We start from the raw sequence: 18,559 nt of genomic DNA on the forward strand, positions 1-18,559 counted from the left end.
GTGCGCGAATCGCTCTTCAGCCCGCTGTGGTACAGGGTCGCTGAAAAGCATCCGCACCTCTCGCCCGAGGTGCGCGTGCTGCGCCAGCAGGTGCGCGACGAGCGCTGGTACCTGCTCGTCAATCCCGCCAACGGCCGGCAGTTCCGCGTCAACGCCGAAGCTTGGGCGTTCATCGGGCGCTGCGACGGCAACCTCTCGGTCGAGCAGGTGTGGAACACGCTGCTCGAGCAGTATCGCGACGACGCGCCGACCCAGAACGACGTCATCCAGCTCCTCGCCCAGCTCGACGAGCACGAGCTCCTCGCCTACGAGCACGCGGCCGATCCCGCCGCGCTGGAGCGCCGCCGCAGCGAGCGCGCCAAAGCCAAGGCGCAGGGCTTCGTCAATCCGTTCGCGATGCGCGTGCCGCTCGGCGATCCGTCGAAGTTCCTCCAAAAGTTCGGAGCGCTGCCGCGCTTCCTCTTCAACCGCTACACGTTCGCGCTGTGGACGCTCGTCGTCGTCGCGGCGTTTTTCGCCGCGGCCTCGCACTGGGACGGTCTGTCGAAGCATGCCGGCAGCTACATGGGCACGCCGCGCTACCTGCTGCTGGCGTGGATCGTCTTTCCGATATTGAAAGCGCTGCACGAGCTCGCGCACGCGCTGACGGTGCGCCGCTGGGGCGGCACGGTGCAGGGGATGGGGTTCAGCCTGTTCGTGCTCGTGCCCGCGCCGTACGTCGACGCGTCGGCCGCCGCCGGTTTCCGCTCGCGCTACCAGCGCGTGATCGTCGGCGCCGCGGGCATGATGGCCGAGCTCGTCGTCGCGTCGCTCGCGCTGCTCGTCTGGCTCAACGTCCAGCCCGGCCTCGTCGCCGATCTCGCGTTCGTCACGATGTTCATCGCGAGCGTGACGACGGTGATCTTCAACGCCAACCCGCTGCTGCCGTTCGACGCGTACTTCATCGCGTGCGACGTGCTCGACCTGCCGAACCTCGGACCGCGCAGCCGCACGTGGTGGTCGCGCGCCCTCCTGCGCGGCATCGGCGGCGAGCGCGCGCCCGAGCTGATGGCGTCATCCAGGGGCGAAGCGAAATGGCTCATCGCCTACGCGCCGCTCGCGCTCGTCTATCGCATCGCCCTGTCGATCGGCATCGTGGTGTGGCTCGGCGGGCACTCGACGCTGCTCGCCGCGGCGGGGGCGGTCGCGCTCGTCTTCAGCGTCATCGCCAAACCGCTCTATGCGATGGTCGCGCGCATGCGCGACATGCTGCCGCCGGGCAGCGCGCGCCGCCGCGCGGGCTTCTTCGGCATGGGCGCGGCGGGCGCGCTGCTGGTCGTGATCTGCGCCGTGCCGCTGCCTTTCCACACCATCGCCAGCGGCGTGGTGTGGCCGCCGGAGCACGCGCGGCTGCGTCCCGGCACCGACGGCTTCATCGCCGAGATGCTGGCGCGCGACGGCGACCGTGTGGCCGCCGGCGACGTGCTGGTGGTGCTGGAAGACCCGGCGCTGATCGTCGAGCGCGAGCGCCTCACCAACCGCGTCGAGCAGCTCGAGGCCGGCCGCTACAGCGCGCTCACCGCCAGTCCCGAGCAGGCGAAGAACGCCGAGGAAGAGCTCGTGCGCGTCCAGGAAGACCTGAAGCGCGTGAACGACAAGATCGCCGAGCTCGAAGTGCGCGCGCAGGCGGACGGCGTGCTCGTCATGCCGCAGCAGCAGGACCTGCCCGGCACGTTCGTGCGCAAAGGCGCCACGATCGGCTATGTGCTCGAGCGCCGCGAGATCGGCGTGCGCGCGGCGCTGCCCGAATACGATGCGGCGTTCCTGCGAGGCGGCGCGCGCGGCGTCGAAGTGCGCCTCGCCGGCGACACCGTGACGATACCCGCGAAGATGGTGCGCGATATCCCCGCCGCGACGCACGAGCTGCCGAGCCCCGCGCTCGGCGACAAGAACGGCGGTTCGCTCGCCACCGACCCCGCCGACACCGACGGCGTGAAGACGCAGGAGCCGGTCGTGCTCGTCGACGTGGCGCTGCCCGAGACCGCGCTGGAGCGCGTCGGCAGCCGCGCGTGGGTGCGCTTCGACCACGGCGCGACGCCGCTCGCGGCGCGCTGGTATCGCCAGGCGCGCCAGGTCCTGCTCCAGCACTTCAATCCCGCGGGTTAAAAAATGAGAGCCGACGTGCTGCCGGTGCCAGGCATCGTGCTCGGCGTCTATCCCGAGCGGCGCACCGGCGCACGCGATCCGGTGGAAGCGCTGCTCGCCAAGGCGAAGACGTTCTTGCCGGTGCGCGCGGCTTCCACCAACGACCGCTTCATCGCGGCGGTGAACGCGCACTCGGCGGCGCTCGAGGGCGCCGACGAGGCGTGCATCGCCGAGCGCGTGGTGCAGATCCGCGCGCGCCTCGCGCGCCACGGGCTGGCGGACGACCTCGTCGCCGAAGCCTTTGCGCTGGTGTCGCGCACCTGCGCGCGCACGCTCTCGATGCAGCCTTTCGCGACCCAGCTCATCGCCGCCCGCGTCATGCTGCGCGGCGCGCTCGCCGAAATGGCCACCGGCGAGGGCAAGACGCTGGCCGCGGGCCTCTGCGCCGCGACCGCGGCGCTCGCCGGCATCCCGATCCACGTCATCACCGCCAACGACTACCTCGTCGCCCGCGACGCGAAGATCCTCGAGCCGTTGTATTCGGCGCTGGGGCTCACCGTCGCCGCCGTGACCGGCGCGGTGCCGCCGCACGAGCGCCGCCCGAAGTACGACTGCGACATCGTCTACTGCACGGCCAGCGAGCTCGTCTTCGATTACCTGCGCGACGGCTTGACCCGCAAGGCATCGCGCGGCGACCTCTTCGAGCGCGCCGCCGCGATGGCGAGCGGCAAGGCCGCCGCGCGCAAGACGGTGCTGCGCGGATTGTGCATGGCGCTCGTCGACGAAGCCGACTCGGTGCTGATCGACGATGCGCGGGTGCCGCTCATCCTGTCCGAGCGCGTCGAGAACGCAGGCGAGCAGCGCTACCTCAAAGCGGCGCTGGACGCGGCGCGGCGACTCGTTTCCGAGAAGGATTTCACACTTCATCGCGGCCGCATGGCCGCCGAGCTCACGCCGGCGGGCGCCGACGCCCTCGACGCGATGGGCGGCGACGGCGCCTGGAAGAACCGCCTGCACCGCGACGAGACGGTGTGCACCGCGCTCGCCGCGCTGCACCTCTACGAGCAGGACCGGCATTACCTCGTCCGCCGCGGCGAGGTGACGATCATCGACGAATCGACCGGCCGTCTCGCCGTCGGTCGCGTGTGGTCGCGCGGCCTGCATCGACTGATCGAGCTGAAAGAAGGCCTGGAAGCCGGGATTGAGACGGCGACTGTGGCGCAGATCACTTACCAGAGATTTTTTAAGAGGTATCTTCGCTTAGGTGGGATGAGTGGGACTTTGGCCGAAGCGCGCGCGGAGCTCGCCTCGGTGTACGGCCTCGAAGTGACTCGCATTCCCCTCGGCCGGCCCGCCCTCAGGGTCGTGCTGCCCACCCGGCTCTACCCGGATCGCGAAACGCAGTGGCAGGCGGTAGTGCAGGAAGCGATCGAGACTGCCCGGACCGGGCGTCCGGTGCTGATCGGAACCGATTCGGTCGCGGAATCTGAAGCTTTGTCGCGGCGGTTGGCTCAAGTCGGGCAGCCGCATGCCGTTCTAAACGCACGCCAGGATAGCTCGGAGGCCGAAATCATCGCAGCGGCGGGCCAGCCCGGTCGCATCACGGTCGCCACCAACATGGCCGGCCGCGGCACCGACATCGAGCTCGGGCCCGAAGTCGCCGCGCGCGGGGGTCTGCACGTCATCTGCTGCCAGCACAACGTATCCCGGCGCATCGACCGGCAGCTCGTCGGCCGCTGCGCGCGCCGCGGCGACCCGGGCAGCGTGCGCACGCTGCTCAGCGTCGACAAGCCGCTGATCGCCAAAAGCGCGCCGCGGTTCGTCGCGCGGCGGGTGACGGCGCCGGGGCTGGAAAGGCCGCAACGGCTGGTGCGCTTCCTGGTGACGTGGCCGCAGCGTATCGAGGAGCGGCGGCAGCGTAACGAGCGGCGCGAGCTTTTGAAGCGCGACACGCACGCGGAGCGTGCACTGAGTTTTGGAGCGGCGAAAGAATGAGGACTGCCACCATGAAGAACATCGTAGCGATGCTGACGCTCGCTTTCGCGGCTGTAGCGGCGCCGGCCCACGCGGCCCAGCCCGCGCCGCTGCGCTGCGTGATCGAGCCCGACAGGGTCGCCGAAGTCGGCACGCCGGTGATCGGCGTCGTCGAGCAGGTGCTCGTCGACCGCGGCGACGTGGTGCGCCAGGGCCAGCTCCTCGCGCAGCTGCGCGCCAACGTCGAGCGTGCGAGCGTGGGCGCGGCGGAAGTGCGCGCCCAGGCCGACGCCGACGTCCAGGCCGCCGCCGCCAACTACGACTTCCAGAAGCAGAAGCTCGCGCGCACCGAAGAGCTGATGCTGAAGAAGTTCGTGTCGGCGCAGGCGCTCGACCAGGTCCGCGCCGAAGCGAGCGTCGCCGAGCAGCGCCTCGCCCAGGCCCGCGAGCAGAAGCGCGTCGCGCAGCAGGAGCTGCAGACCGCCCACGCCCAACTCAGCCTGCGCCAGATCCGCGCGCCGTTCTCCGGCATCGTCGCCGACCGCTTCGTCAACGCCGGCGAGCGCGTGGAAGTCAAGCCGCTGTTCCGTATCGCGCGCGTCGATCCGCTGCGCGTCGAGATCGTCGCGCCGGCGGCGCTCTACGGCTCGGTCAAGAAAGGCATGCCCGCGCAGATCCTGCCCGAGCTGCCGAACGCGACCAAGCTCGACACCAAGGTCGTCCTCGTCGACAAGATCATCGACGCGGCGAGCAACACTTTCCGCGTTCGCGCGGAGCTGCCGAACGCCAACGGCGCGGTGCCTTCGGGCCTGCGCTGCCGCGCCGAGCTGCCGGGCGTCGAAGCCGCGGCCCCGGCGCCGGCGTCCGAGAAGCGCGCCGCCGCGAGCGTGCGCCCGCAGCAGGCGTCGCTGCGGGTCGATTCGCGCATGGCCGACGCCAAGAACTAAGGCTCGCGAGACCGTGCCCCCCGCGGGTGTGTTCATGCGCCTCCTGCAGCGTGCGGTGACCCCGCGCGCTGTCGGCGCTTCTGCACCCCGCCGCATGAACGTCGAGGAGGTCGAGCCGCGCATCCTGCACTCGGCGGACCTCGCGCCTTTCGTCACCGCCGACGTCGGTGCCTCGCAGATCGAGATGCGCGTCGTCGAGAGCCCGCCCGTCGCGCAGATGCCGGCGACCCAGCAGCACGACGAGCGCCGCCACGAGCTCGTCGTGGTCGACAGCGCGATTCCGGATTACCAGAAGCTCGTCGACGACATCCTCGCGTCCGGCGACGACACGCGCGACATCGACGTGCTCGTGCTGCGTCCCGGCGACGGCGCGAGGCGCGTCACCGACGCGCTCGCCGGCCGCAGCGACATCGACGCGCTGCACATCGTGTCCCACGGCAAGGACGGCGTGGTCTACCTCGGCCGCGACACGCTCGACCTCGCCGGCATCGCCGCGCGCCGCGACGAGATCGCGCGCTGGGGTGCGGCGCTCGCGGACGATGCAGACATCCTGATCTACGGCTGCGACGTCGCGCAGACGCAGGACGGGCGCGCGATGCTGCAGGAGCTTGCGAAGCTCACCGGCGCGGACGTCGCGGCGAGCACCGACACCACCGGCGCCGCGCAGCTCGGCGGCGACTGGGACCTCGAATACCATGCGGGCGCCATCGAGACCGCGGGTGCGCTGAGCGCGAGCGCGCAATGGCAGGGTGTGCTCGGCTCGGCGCCGGTACTCAACGGCGCGAACCCCTTCACGTCGATAGCCGAGGACGCCGCGACCAACGACGGCACGACTGTCGCGGACCTCATCCTCGGACAGGTGACCGACGGCGATCCGGGCGCCCTGCAAGGCATCGCGATCACCGCGGTCGACAACACCCACGGCACGTGGCAGTACTCGCTCGACAACGGCGGCTCGTGGAATGCGATCTCGGGCGTTACTCCGCACGCCGCGCTTCTGCTCGACGCATCGAACAAGGTGCGCTTCGTGCCGACCGCGAACTGGAACGGCACCGTCGCGAACGGCATCACCTACCGCGCGTGGGACCAGACGAGCGGCACGGTCGGCGGCACCGCTCCGACCGATTTCGTCAGCAATACGGTGAAAGACGCCTTCGACGTCGCGTCGTACGACCAGAACAACGGGACGATGAACTGGAGCGCCGACTGGATCGACAGCGACGGCAGCGCGGCGGGCGGCCAGATCAGCATCAACGGCGGCGCGCTCAGGTTCGACGGCTCGCTCCTTGCCACGAGCAGCATCGCGCGCGAAGTCGACTTGTCCGGCACGAGCGGCGCGACGCTGACGTTCAGGGCCACCAACGCGCTCGTGCTCGCGTCGGTCGCGCTCGACGTCTCCAGCGACGGCGGCGCGAACTACACTTCGCTCACGGGCTCGGTGGCGGCCGGCAATGCGAGCTTCGACCTCTCGGGATTCGCCGCGGTCAACACGCGCATCAAGTTCACGATCAGCGGCGTGCTGGGCGGTGGCGGCAACCTGACCGTGGACGACCTGCAGATCGCCTTCGACCGCCCGGCGAACGGGGGCGATACCGCGTTCAGCAGCGCCACCGCGTCGAGCGCGATCACGGTGCTGCCGGTCGACGATGCGCCGGCGGGCGCCGACAAGACGATCACGATGCTCGAGGACGGCGTGCGCACGCTGACCGCCGCCGATTTCGGCTTCAGCGACGCCGTCGAAAGCGACGCCCTGAAAGCGGTGAAGATCGCAACGCTGCCCGCTGCGGGCTCGTTCACGCGCGACGGCATCGCGGTCACTCTGGGCGAGAGCGTCGACGTCGCCGATATCAACGCGGGCAAGCTCGTATACACGCCGGCCGCCGATGCGAGCGGCGCGGCGTACGCGAGCTTCACCTTCCAGGTGCAGGACACCGGCGGAAACGCCAACGGCGGCGTGGACCTCGACCCCACGCCGAACACGATCGCCTTCGACGTCACCTCGGTGAACGACGCGCCGGGCAGCGCCGATCACACCGTCTCCGCCGTCGAAGACACGCCGTATGTCTTCCTCGCGTCCGATTTCCCGTTCAGCGACGGCGACGGCCATACGCTCGACGCGGTGAAGATCGGCACCGTCTCGGGTGCGGGCGCGCTGCGCTTGAACGGCGCGGCGGTGACCGCGGGCCAGGTCGTGCTCGCGACCGACATCGCCGCCGGCAAGCTCGTGTTTACGCCGGTGGCGAACGCGAACGGCGTGGCATACGCGAGCTTCACCTTCCAGGTGCGCGACAGCGGCGGCACCGCGAACGGCGGCGTCGACCTCGATCCGACGACGCGCACCATGACCATCGACGTCGCGGCGGTGAACGATGCGCCGTCGGGCGCGGCCAAGACGGTCACGGCGATCGAAGACACGCCGTTCGTGTTCTCGGCCGCCGATTTCGGTTTCACCGACGCGATCGATTCGAATGTCCTGCTCGGCGTGAAGATCGGCACGCCGCCGCTCTCCGGAACCCTCGCGCTCAACGGCGTTGCGGTCATCGCGGGGCAGACGATCGACGCGGCCGACATCACGGCCGGCAAACTCGCGTATCAGGCGCCGCTCAACGCGTGGGGCGCGGGCTACGCCAATTTCACGTTCCAGGTACGGGACAACGGCGGCACGAGCAACGGCGGCGTCGACCTCGATCCGACCCCGCGCCTGATGACGATCAACGTGACCGACGTGCAGGACGCGCCGGTGCTCAACGGCGCCAACGATCTCGCTGCGATCAACGAAGACGTGACCAATCCCGCGGGCACGCTCGTGTCGGCGCTCATCTCGGGCAAGGTCGCCGACAACGACGGCGGCGCCGTCGGCGGCATCGCGGTGAGCGCGTGGGACAACACCAACGGCACGTGGCAATACTCGACCAACGGCGGCGGCGCGTGGAACGCGTTCACGACCCTGCCGGCGAACTCGGTGCGCCTGCTCGCGGCGGACGCGAGCACTCTGGTGCGCTTCGTGCCCAACGCGAACTTCAACGGCACGGTGGCCAACGGCCTCACCTTCCGCGCGTGGGATCGCACGACCGGTGTGGCGGGCGGTGTCGCGTCGACCATCGCCAACCCGACGTTCCGCGACAACTTCGACAGCGTCTCGTACTCGAACAGCGACGGCACCCGCGCTTGGGCAGGCTCGTGGGTCGACGGCGACGGCAGCGCGAGCGGCGGACGCATCAAGGTGGCCGGCGGCGAGCTCGAGATCCGCGGCAACGGTCTCGAGAGCATCTACCGCGAGGCGGATCTCTCGTCGGTGACCTCGGCGACGCTGTCGTTCGCGTACCGGAACACGATCCCCGGCGGCGATGCGACCGCCGTCGCGATCCAGGTCTCGAACAACGGCGGATCCAGCTACACCACGCTCGCGAGCTTCACTTCGGCGTCTCTCACCGGAACCGGAACGTATAGCGCGGACCTCACGCCGTACCTCTCGGCGAACACGCGCGTGCGGTTCAACGTCACCGCGACGTCCTCGCCGGTGCGCAGCGTTTTCGTCGACAACCTGCAGATCGCGACCGTCGGCGGCGGCGTCGGCGGCGCGAGCGCGCTCAGCGATGCGACCACGTCGAGCGGCATCGTCGTGAACCCGGTCAACGATGCGCCGGTGGGCACGAGCAACACCGTGACGACGCTGGAAGACTCGCCGTACACCTTCACGATCGCTTCGTTCGGCCTGACCGATCCGGTGGACGGCGGCGCCAACGGCCTGAACGCGGTGAAGATCTCGTCGCTGCCGACGGCGGGCACGCTGACCCTCGACGGCGTTGCGGTCACCTCCGGCCAGTTCGTGAGCGCGGCCGATATCGCCGCGAACAAGCTCAAGTTCAACCCGGTGTCGAACGCGAACGGTACCGGCTACGCGAGCTTCACGTTCCAGGTGCAGGACGACGGCGGCACCGCGAACGGCGGCGTCAACCTCGACGCGGTCGCGCGCACCATGACGGTCGACGTCACCGCGGTCAACGACGCGCCCACCGGCACGAGCACTACGGTGACGGCGAACGAGGACGTGCCGTTCACGTTCACGACCGCGCACTTCGGTTTCGGCGATGCCGCCGATGCGGGCGCGAACACGCTGGCCGCGGTGAAGATCTCGTCGCTGCCCACCGCCGGCACGTTGACGCTCGACGGTGTCGCGGTGACGGCGGGGCAGTTCGTGAGCGCGGCGGACATCACCGCGGGCAAGCTGCGCTTCGCCGCAGCCGCGAACGCGAACGGCGCCGGCTATTCGAGCTTCACGTTCCAGGTTCAGGACACCGGCGGCACCGACAACGCAGGCGTCGATCTCGATGCCACCGCGCGCACCATGACGATCGACGTGACCGCGGTGAACGACGCGCCGACCGGCACGGGCAAAACCGTCACCCTCAACGAAGACACCGCCTTCACCTTCGGAACCGCGGACTTCGGTTTCGCCGACGCGATCGACGCGAACGGTTTCAAGGCCGTGAAGATCACCACGCTATCCACCGCCGGTACGCTCACGCTCGACGGCGTCGCGGTGACCGCGGGCCAGTTCGTGACGGTTGCGGACGTGACTGCGGGCAAGCTCAGGTTCAACCCCGCGGCGAACGCCAACGGCACGGGCTATGCGAGCTTCACCTTCCAGGTGCAGGACGACGGCGGTACGGCCAACAACGGCGTCGACCTCGACGCGACCGCGCGCACCCTGGCGTTCAACGTCACCGCGGTGAACGACGCGCCGACCGGAACCAGCAACACCGTGACCACGAACGAAGACACCACGTTCACGTTCACGACCGCGCACTTCGGGTTCGCCGACGCGACCGACGCGAACGCGCACGGGCTCAAAGCGGTGAAGATCGCGACACTGCCCACCGCGGGCACGCTGGCGCTGAACGGCGTCGCGGTGACCGCGGGGCAGTTCGTCACCGCCGCCGACATCGCGGCGGGCAAGCTCAAGTTCACCCCGACGGCGAACGCCAACGGCACCGGTTACGCGAGCTTCACCTTCCAGGTGCAGGACGACGGCGGCACGGCGAACGGCGGCATCGACCTCGATCCGACCGCGCGCACCATGACGGTCAACGTGACGGCGGTGCAGGACGCGCCGACCCTCAACGGCGCGAACGATCTCACCTCGATCAACGAAGACGCGACGGGCAACACCGGCACGCAGGTGTCGACCCTGATCGCCGGCCGCTTCGGCGACGTCGACGCGGGCGCGCTGTCGGGCATCGCGGTGACCGCCGTCGACGACACCCACGGCACGTGGCAGTACTCGATCAACGGCGGCACGACCTGGAGCGACTTCGGCCTGACGACGTCCGGCAGCGCGCGCCTGCTCGCGGCCGACGCGCGGGTGCGCTTCGTGCCCGACGCGAACTGGAACGGCACGGTCGCCAACGGCATCACCTTCCGCGCCTGGGACCGCACGACCGGTGTCAACGGCGGCGTCGCGCCGACGATCTCGAACCCGGTGTTCCAGGACAACTTCAGCACGGTCTCGTACTCGAACAACGACGGCACCGCGGTCTGGAGCGGCTCGTGGAGCGATGCCGACCAGGACCCCAACGGCGGCCGCATCCGCGTGCGCAACGGCCTGCTCGAGATCAGCGGGAAGTCCGCGGCCGGCATCTACCGCGAGCTCGACCTCTCCGGCACGACCGGCGCGACGCTCTCGTTCACCTACGTCAACTCGCTCAATTCCAACGACGACGCGGTCATCACGATCCAGGTCTCGTCGAACGGCGGCGCGAGCTATACGACGATCGGCGCGTTCACCGCGACGAACGCCGGCATCGGCACTGCGTCCGGCGACATCAGCGCATTCCGCTCGGCGAACACCCGCATCCGCTTCGAGGTGACCACGCCCGACAACAAGGCGGGCACGGTGTACATCGGCACGCTGCAGGTCTCGGCGACCGCCCCGGGCAGCGGCGGCGCCACCGCGTTCAGCACCGCGACCGCGAGCAGCGACCTCACGGTCCTGCCGGTAAACGACGCGCCGGCGGGTGCGAACAAGACCGTGACCACGCTCGAAGACACCGCATACGTCTTCGGCGCCGCCGATTTCGGTTTCTCGGATGCGACCGATGCGGTGTCCAACTCGGGCGCGAACGCGCTCAACGCGGTGCGCATCACCACCGTGCCGGCCGCGGGCTCGCTCAAGCTGAACGGTGTCGCGGTCACGGCAGGACAGTTCGTCTCGGCCGCCGACATCGCCGCCGGCAAGCTCGTGTACACGCCGGGCGCCGATGCGAGCGGCAACAGCTACGCGAGCTTCACGTTCCAGGTCCAGGACAACGGCGGCACGACGGGCGGCGGCATCGATCTCGATCCCACCGCGGCCACGATGACGATCAAGGTCACCGAGGTGAACGACGCGCCGACCGGCGCGAGCACCACGCAGACCGTGCTCGAGGACGGCTCGTACGTCTTCAGCTCGGCGAGCTTCGGCTTCGCCGATACGCACGATACGCCCGACGACAAGCTGAAAGCGGTGAAGATCACCACGCTGCCGACCGCCGGCACGCTGACGCTCAAAGGCAACACGGTCACCGCCGGCCAGCTCGTCACGGCGAAGGACATCACCGACGGCAACCTCGTCTACCGCCCGGCGGCGAACGCGAACGGCGCGGGCTATGCGGGCTTCACCTTCCAGGTGCAGGACACCGGCGGCACCGCCAACGGCGGCGTCGATCTCGATCCGGTCGCTCGCACCTTCACCTTCGACGTCACCGCGGTGAACGACGCGCCGCGCGGCGCCGACAACACCGTGACGCTGCTCGAAGACACCACGCGCGCGTTCGCGCTCGCCGACTTCGGCTTTACCGACACCGCGGACGGCGGCGCGAACAACCTCTTCGCGGTGAAGGTCGTGACGGTCCCCGGCGCCGGCTCGCTCGCGCTCAATGGCGTCGCAGTCGTTGCAGGCCAGTCGGTGAGCGCCGCCGATATCGCGGCCGGCAGGCTCACCTTCCGCGCGGCCGCCAATGCGAACGGCGCCGGTTATGCCGCGTTCACCTTCCGCGTGCAGGACGACGGCGGCACGGCCAACGCGGGCATCGATACCGACCCGCTCGCGCGCACGATGCGTATGGACGTCACCGCGGTCAACGATACGCCGCGCGGCTCCGATACGTCCGTCGGAACGCTGGAGAACGAGCCCTTCGTGTTCACCGCCACGGCGTTCGGTTTCTCGGACGCGCGGGACGGCAACGCGCTGCTGGCGGTGAAGATCGCGTCGCTGCCGACCGCCGGGTCGCTCACGCTGAACGGCGCGGCGGTCGTCGCGGGACAGGTGGTGAGCGCGGCCGACCTCGCCGCCGGCAAGCTCGTCTATGCGCCCCCGGCGAACACGAGCGGGCTCGGCGTCGGCCGCTTCACGTTCCAGGTGCAGGACGACGGCGGCACTGCGAACGGCGGCATCGATATGGACCCCACGCCGAACACCCTCATCGTCGACATCGGCGCGATCAACCACGCGCCCACCGGCACCGACGCCACGGTGCAGATGAACGAAGACGGTCGCTTCGTTTTCGACGCGGCCACGTTCGGCTATTCGGACGAGAACGACGTGCTGCTCAACAACTTCGCGGCGGTGCGCATCACCACGCTGCCGAGCGCGGGCACGCTCACCCTGAACGGCGTCGCGGTGACCGCGGGTCAGTCCGTGTCGGTCGCCGATCTCGCGGCGGGCAGGCTCGTCTACGCGCCGGACGCCGACGCCAGCGGCAACGGCTACGCGAGCTTCACGTTCCAGGTGCAGGACGACGGGGGCACCGCCAACGGCGGCCTCGATCTCGACCAGAGCGAGAACACGATCACCTTCAACGTGCGCCCGGTGAACGACGCGCCGTCGGGTGCGGACCGCACCGCGCGCATCGACGAAGACACGAGCTACACCTTCGCGGTCGCCGATTTCGGCTTCAGCGATCCGGCCGAGGGCAACGGCTTCCGCGCGGTGCGCATCGACGGGCTGCCGACCGCCGGCGGACTCACGCTCGACGGCGTCGCGGTCAGCGCGGGGCAGACGATAGCCGCGGCGGACATCGCGGCGGGCAAGCTGGTGTATGCGCCCGCAGCCAACGCCGGCGGCGCGGCGTACGCGCGCTTCTCGTTCCAGGTGCAGGACGACGGCGGCGTCACGAACGGCGGTTCCGATATCGACGCGATCGCCCGCACGTTCACGCTCGACGTGACGGCGGTGAACGACGCGCCGGTCGGCACGAGCGCGACGGTCACGATGAACGAGGACGGTTCGCTGGTCCTCAACGCCGCCGCCTTCGGTTTCACCGATCCGGTGGATGCGCCGGCGAACGCGCTGAAAGCGGTGACCATCACGACCGTGCCCGTGACCGGGACGCTCGCGCTGAACGGTGTCGCGGTGACTGCGGGACAGTCGATCGGCGCGGCCGACCTCGCGGCGGGGCGCCTCGTCTACACGCCGCTCGCGAACGAAAGCGGCGCCGCCTACGCGACCTTCGGGTTCCTCGTGCAGGACGACGGCGGCGGCGCGGACACCGATTCGATCGAGCGCCTGCTGACGATCAACGTGCTGCCCGTGAACGACGCGCCGAGCGGCGCCGACGCTGCGCTCGCCGCGGTCGAGGACACGGCGATCGTGGTGCCTGCCGCGACCTTCGGCTTCGGCGACGCCGTCGAAGGCCACGGCCTGCTCGCGGTGAAGATCTCGACGCTGCCGAGCGCCGGCACGCTCACGCTGAACGGCTCGGCGGTCGCCGCCGGCCAGTTCGTGAGCGCGGCGGACATCGCGGCCGGCAAGCTCGTCTACACGCCGGGCGCGAACGGCAACGGCGCGGGTTACGCGAGCTTCACGTTCCAGGTCCAGGACGACGGCGGCACCGCGAACGGCGGCATCGACCTCGATACGGTCGCGCACCGGGTGAGCATCGACGTCGCCGCGGTCGACGACGCGCCGACCGGTCGCAGCACGACGGCGACGCTGAACCAGGACGGGAGCTACGCGCTCGCCGCGTCGTCGTTCGGCTTCAGCGACGATGCCGACCATCCGGGGCATACGTTCGTCGGCGTGAACATCTCGGCCACGCCGGGTGCGGGCACGCTCACACTCGGCGGCACGGCGGTGACGGCGGGACAGTTCGTGAGCCTCGCCGACATCAACGCCGGCAGGCTCGTCTACACTCCGTCCGCGGGCGGCAGCGGCAACGCCTACGCGAGCTTCAGCTTCAAGGTGCAGGACAGCGGCGCCGCCGGACTCAACGTCGACACGGTCGCCCGCACGGTCGCGTTCAACGTGACGCCGCGGATCGCGCCGATCGTCGTCGTCGAGACGCCGCCGGTCATGCCGGTGACGGCCCCGCCCGTGACGGTGACGCCGCCGCCGGTGCAGACGATCTCGCAGACGCCGTCTTCGAGCACTCCGTCCGGAACGTCGTCGGGGACGTCCTCCGGCGGCTCGTCGGGCACGTCGAGCGGCAGCTCGTCGTCATCGTCGTCCTCGTCGGACAAGCCGTCCTCGGGCACCACGCAGAGCGCGAGCAAGACGGTCGAGCAGGGCGCCTCGCAGCGCGCCGCGGCGGACGCCGCCGCGGGCGGTGCGGCGGCCGGCGCCGCAGCGGCCGCCGGCGCGGCGGGCGCTCCCGCGGGTCCCGGCGGCGCGGCCTCGATCGTCGTCGGCGCCACCGAAGTGCGCGCCATCGAGGCGACGGTGCAGGGCGTGGGCGGCGGCGTGCAGCGTCTCGACGGACAGGTGCGCAGCGAAACCCGCAACGCGATGGGCCCGGCGTTCAACGTGGTCTCCGACGCGCCGTTATTGCTGGCTCAGGTCCAGCAGGGCGACACGATGTCGGACCTCGGCAAGGCGTTCGGCCTCACCCAGTCGAGCTCGAGCTCGTCGTCGGCCCTGGCGGCGGCCAACGAGAAGCGCCACCTCGTCCAGCAGCTCGACGAAGTGCGCGACAACATCCGCGAGCAGCAGCGGCTCGAAGCGAGCACGGTCGCGGCGAGCGCGTCGGCGGCGGTCAGCCTCTCGGTCGGTTACGTGGTGTGGCTGCTGCGCGGCGGCGTGCTGGTGTCGACGTTCCTGTCGGCGATGCCGGCGTGGCGCCTGGTCGACCCGCTGCCCATCCTCGAGCGTCTCGACGAGGAAGGCGCCGAGGACGACGATTCGCTCGAATCGCTGGTCGCGCGCAACAACGTCGCGTCGACGGACAGCGACCAGCCCGCCGGGCCCGGCGCGCTCACGGTGGAGGCGGTATGAAGCTGAAATTCAAGCTCAACGCGAGGGCGTACGTCGCCTTCGGGCTGGCGTCGCTCGCGGCGAGCATCGTGCTCGTCTCGAGCGTGCTCGGCCTCTTCCCGGACCGCGACGGCGCGGTGCGCCAGGGCCGCGCGACCTTCGCCGAGACGCTCGCCGCGAGCGCGACCGTGCTCGTCGCGGACAAGCACATACCCCAGCTCGAGGCGCTGCTCCAGTTCACGGTCAAACGCAACGGCGACCTGTTGTCGGCCGCGGTGCGCACCGCCGAAGGCAAGCCGATCGTGTCGACCGCCGGCCACGAAGCGAATCGCGGCCATGCGGGGCAGTCGACCGATGCGTACATCGAAGTGCCGATCATGTCGAACGGCCAGCGATGGGGCCAGCTCGAGCTGCGCTACACGCCGCTCGGCGGCGGCATGTTCGACACCGCCTTGCTCCAGCTCGCGCTCTTCGTCGGCCTGTCGGGTTTCTGCTCGTTCTATTTCTATCTCGCGCGCGTGCTCTCTCAGCTCGATCCCTCGCGCGCGATTCCCGGCCGGGTGCGCGCGGCGCTCGACACGCTGACCGAGGGCCTGCTCGTCATCGACAAGCGCCAGAACATCGTGCTCGCGAACGAAGCGTTCGCGAACCTGCTGGGCACGACGCCCGACAAGCTGCTCGCGACGCTCGTCTCCAGCCTGCAATGGATGACCAACGACGGCGAGCCGCTCGCCGCGGAGAGCCATCCGTGGGCCAAGGCGCTGGCAGAGGGTAACGCGGTCACCAACGAATCGATCGCGCTGCGCGACGGCGAGGGCGTGAAGCGCACGTTCATCGTGAACTGCGCGCCGGTGCTCGGCAGCCGCGGCCGCGCCTCGGGCGTGCTCATCTCGCTCGACGACGTGACCCAGCTCGAGAACAACAAGGTCGAGCTGTCCGAAGCGAAGGAGCGCGCCGAGGCCGCCAACCGCGCCAAGAGCGACTTCCTCGCAAACATGAGCCACGACATCCGCACGCCGATGAACGCGATCCTCGGCTTCACGGAGCTGCTCAAGCGCGGGTATACGAAGAACGAGCGCGACGCGAAGAAGTACCTGGAGACGATCCACTCCTCGGGCAAGCACCTGCTCGAGCTCATCAACGACATCCTCGACCTGTCGAAGGTGGAAGCGGGGCAGCTCGACGTCGAGAAGCTCTCGTGCTCGCCGTACTCGCTGGCGCACGAGGTCGAGACCGTGCTCGGGGTGCGCGCGAAGGAGAAGGGCGTCGCGCTCGAGTTCGGCGTGGTCGACCGGATCCCCGAGACGATCACGACCGACCCGACGTACCTGCGGCGTATCGTGACGAACCTCGTCGGCAACGCGATCAAGTTCACCGAGAAAGGCGCGGTCGGCGTCGTGCTGCGGATGGACGGCGACAAGCTCGCGATCGACGTGAAGGACACCGGCATCGGCATCCAGCCCGACAAGGTCGCGAGCGTGTTCGAGCCGTTCACCCAGGCCGACAGCTCGGTGACGCGCCGCTTCGGCGGCACGGGCCTCGGCCTGACGATCAGCCGCCGCTTCGCGCGCGCGCTGGGCGGCGACATCGTCGTGGCGAGCGTCTTCGGCGAAGGCAGCACCTTCACGGTCACGGTCGATACCGGCTCGCTCGAGGGCGTGCGCATGCTCGCCGAGCAGGACCTCGCCGCGAAGCTCGAAGAAGGCGGCGACGCCAGCGAAGCGAGCTGGGCGTTCCCGCAGGACAAGCGCGTGCTCGTCGTCGACGACGGCCCGGAGAACCGCGAGCTGCTGCGTCTGGTGCTCACCGAAGCCGGTCTCGCCATGGACGAGGCCGAGAACGGCCTCGCGGGTGTCGAGGCGGCGCGCAAGGGCCGCTACGACGTCGTCCTGATGGACATGCAGATGCCGGTGATGGACGGCTTCACCGCCACGCGCACGCTGCGCGAGGAAGGCGTGACGATCCCCATCTACGCGCTCACCGCCAACGCGATGAAGGGCGCGGAGAAAGAGGTGCTCGCCGCCGGCTGCACCGCGCTCGTCGCCAAGCCGATCAACATCGATCTGCTGATGGAGACGCTCGCCGAGGTGCTGGGAGGCCGCCGCGTCGAAGGCGAAAAAGCGACGATCACGGTGCCGCAGTCGGTCGAGACCGAGGTTGCGGCCGCCGCCGACGGCCCGCCGGTCCGCTCGCGTCTCGCCGGCAATCCGCGACTCAAGCCCGCGATCGTGAAGTTCGCGAGCCGGCTCGACGAGCAGCTGCGGCTCATGGACCGCGCCCACGAGCAGGCCGACTACGCGCAGCTTGCGGCGCTGGCGCACTGGCTCAAGGGCGCGGCCGGCACGGTCGGCTACAACGAGTTCACCGAGCCCGCGGCGGAGCTGGAGGACGCGGCGAAGACCGGCAACGCGGGCGCGGTGCGCACGATGATGGCCGAGGTGAAAAGCCTGGCCTCGCGCCTGGAGACGCCGGACGCGCCGGCTGTAGCGGCCGATGCGGCTGCGCCGGTTCAGGCGCAGCCGGCCCGGCCGGTGCTCAAGGTCGTCGGCGCGCCGGTGCGCTCGCGCCTCGCCGGCAATGCGCGCCTGCACCCGGCGATCCTCAAGTTCACCGGCCGGTTGCAGGAGCAGCTCGCGGGCATGGAGCAGGCGCTTGCCGCGCAGGACGCGGCCGCGCTCGCCGCGCTGGCGCACTGGCTCAAGGGCGCGGCGGGGACGGTCGGCTACGTCGATTTCACCGAGCCCGCGGCCGGCCTCGAGGACGCGGCCAGGTCGCGGAACTTCCAGGCGATCGACGCGATGATGGAGGAAATCCGCAGCCTCGCGTCGCGCATCGAAGCCCCGGGTGTCGCCGCCGCTCCGGTCGCGGCACAATCTCCGCTTTCCGCACCGGTCGAGCCGCCCGCGGCTCAAGGCCTCATGGCGCCTGCCGTTGTTCAGAAACCGGAGTCCGGCGAGCCGGTGCGCTCACGCCTCGCGGGTAACCCGCGCCTGCGCCCCGCGATCCGCAAGTTCGCCGAGCGCCTCGACGCGCAGCTCAAGCTGATGGAAGAGGCGTACGCCGCGGAGGACCTCGCGCAGCTCGCCGCACTCGCGCATTGGCTCAAGGGCGCCGCCGGTACGGTCGGGTACAACGATTTCACCGAGCCCGCTGCGGCGCTCGAAGACGCGGCGAAGACGAAGAACCTCACCGCCCTGCCAGCGGTGATGGCGGAAGTGTGCGGCCTCGCCCGACGGCTCGAAACGCCGCCCGCGGACGAGCCGGCCGCCGTGGCGTAACCGCAACA

At 70.1% G+C, this 18,559-nt stretch carries 5 protein-coding genes; all 5 read left to right on the forward strand.

The features are described 5' to 3' along the window. The 5 genes from VHP37_10625 (at position 1) to VHP37_10645 (ending at position 18,551) form a co-directional block, all read left to right on the forward strand. Positions 1–2,145, forward strand: coding sequence for a PqqD family peptide modification chaperone (locus VHP37_10625; GenBank protein HEX2826790.1), 2,145 nt, complete (start codon positions 1–3; stop codon positions 2,143–2,145). Positions 2,146–2,160: 15 nt separating this feature from the next. Then, on the forward strand, positions 2,161–4,119 hold the full coding sequence (locus VHP37_10630; GenBank protein ID HEX2826791.1) for a prepilin peptidase: 1,959 nt from the start codon (positions 2,161–2,163) through the stop codon (positions 4,117–4,119). An 11-nt stretch (positions 4,120–4,130) separates the two neighbouring features. Beyond that, complete coding sequence (locus tag VHP37_10635; protein ID HEX2826792.1) at positions 4,131–5,045, forward strand: efflux RND transporter periplasmic adaptor subunit; 915 nt, start codon at positions 4,131–4,133, stop codon at positions 5,043–5,045. Between the two features lie 94 nt (positions 5,046–5,139). Continuing rightward, positions 5,140–15,294 (forward strand): cadherin-like domain-containing protein, encoded by a 10,155-nt coding sequence (locus VHP37_10640; protein ID HEX2826793.1) that lies wholly within the window; start codon positions 5,140–5,142, stop codon positions 15,292–15,294. Further along, the gene (locus VHP37_10645) at positions 15,291–18,551 is read left to right on the forward strand and encodes an Hpt domain-containing protein (GenBank protein ID HEX2826794.1); all 3,261 of its coding nucleotides are present in this window, start codon (positions 15,291–15,293) and stop codon (positions 18,549–18,551) included. The genes VHP37_10640 and VHP37_10645 overlap by 4 nt, the downstream gene beginning before the upstream one ends. Positions 18,552–18,559: the final 8 nt, after the last annotated feature.

The organism is Burkholderiales bacterium (assembly GCA_036262035.1).
GTDB lineage: Bacteria > Pseudomonadota > Gammaproteobacteria > Burkholderiales > SG8-41 > JAQGMV01.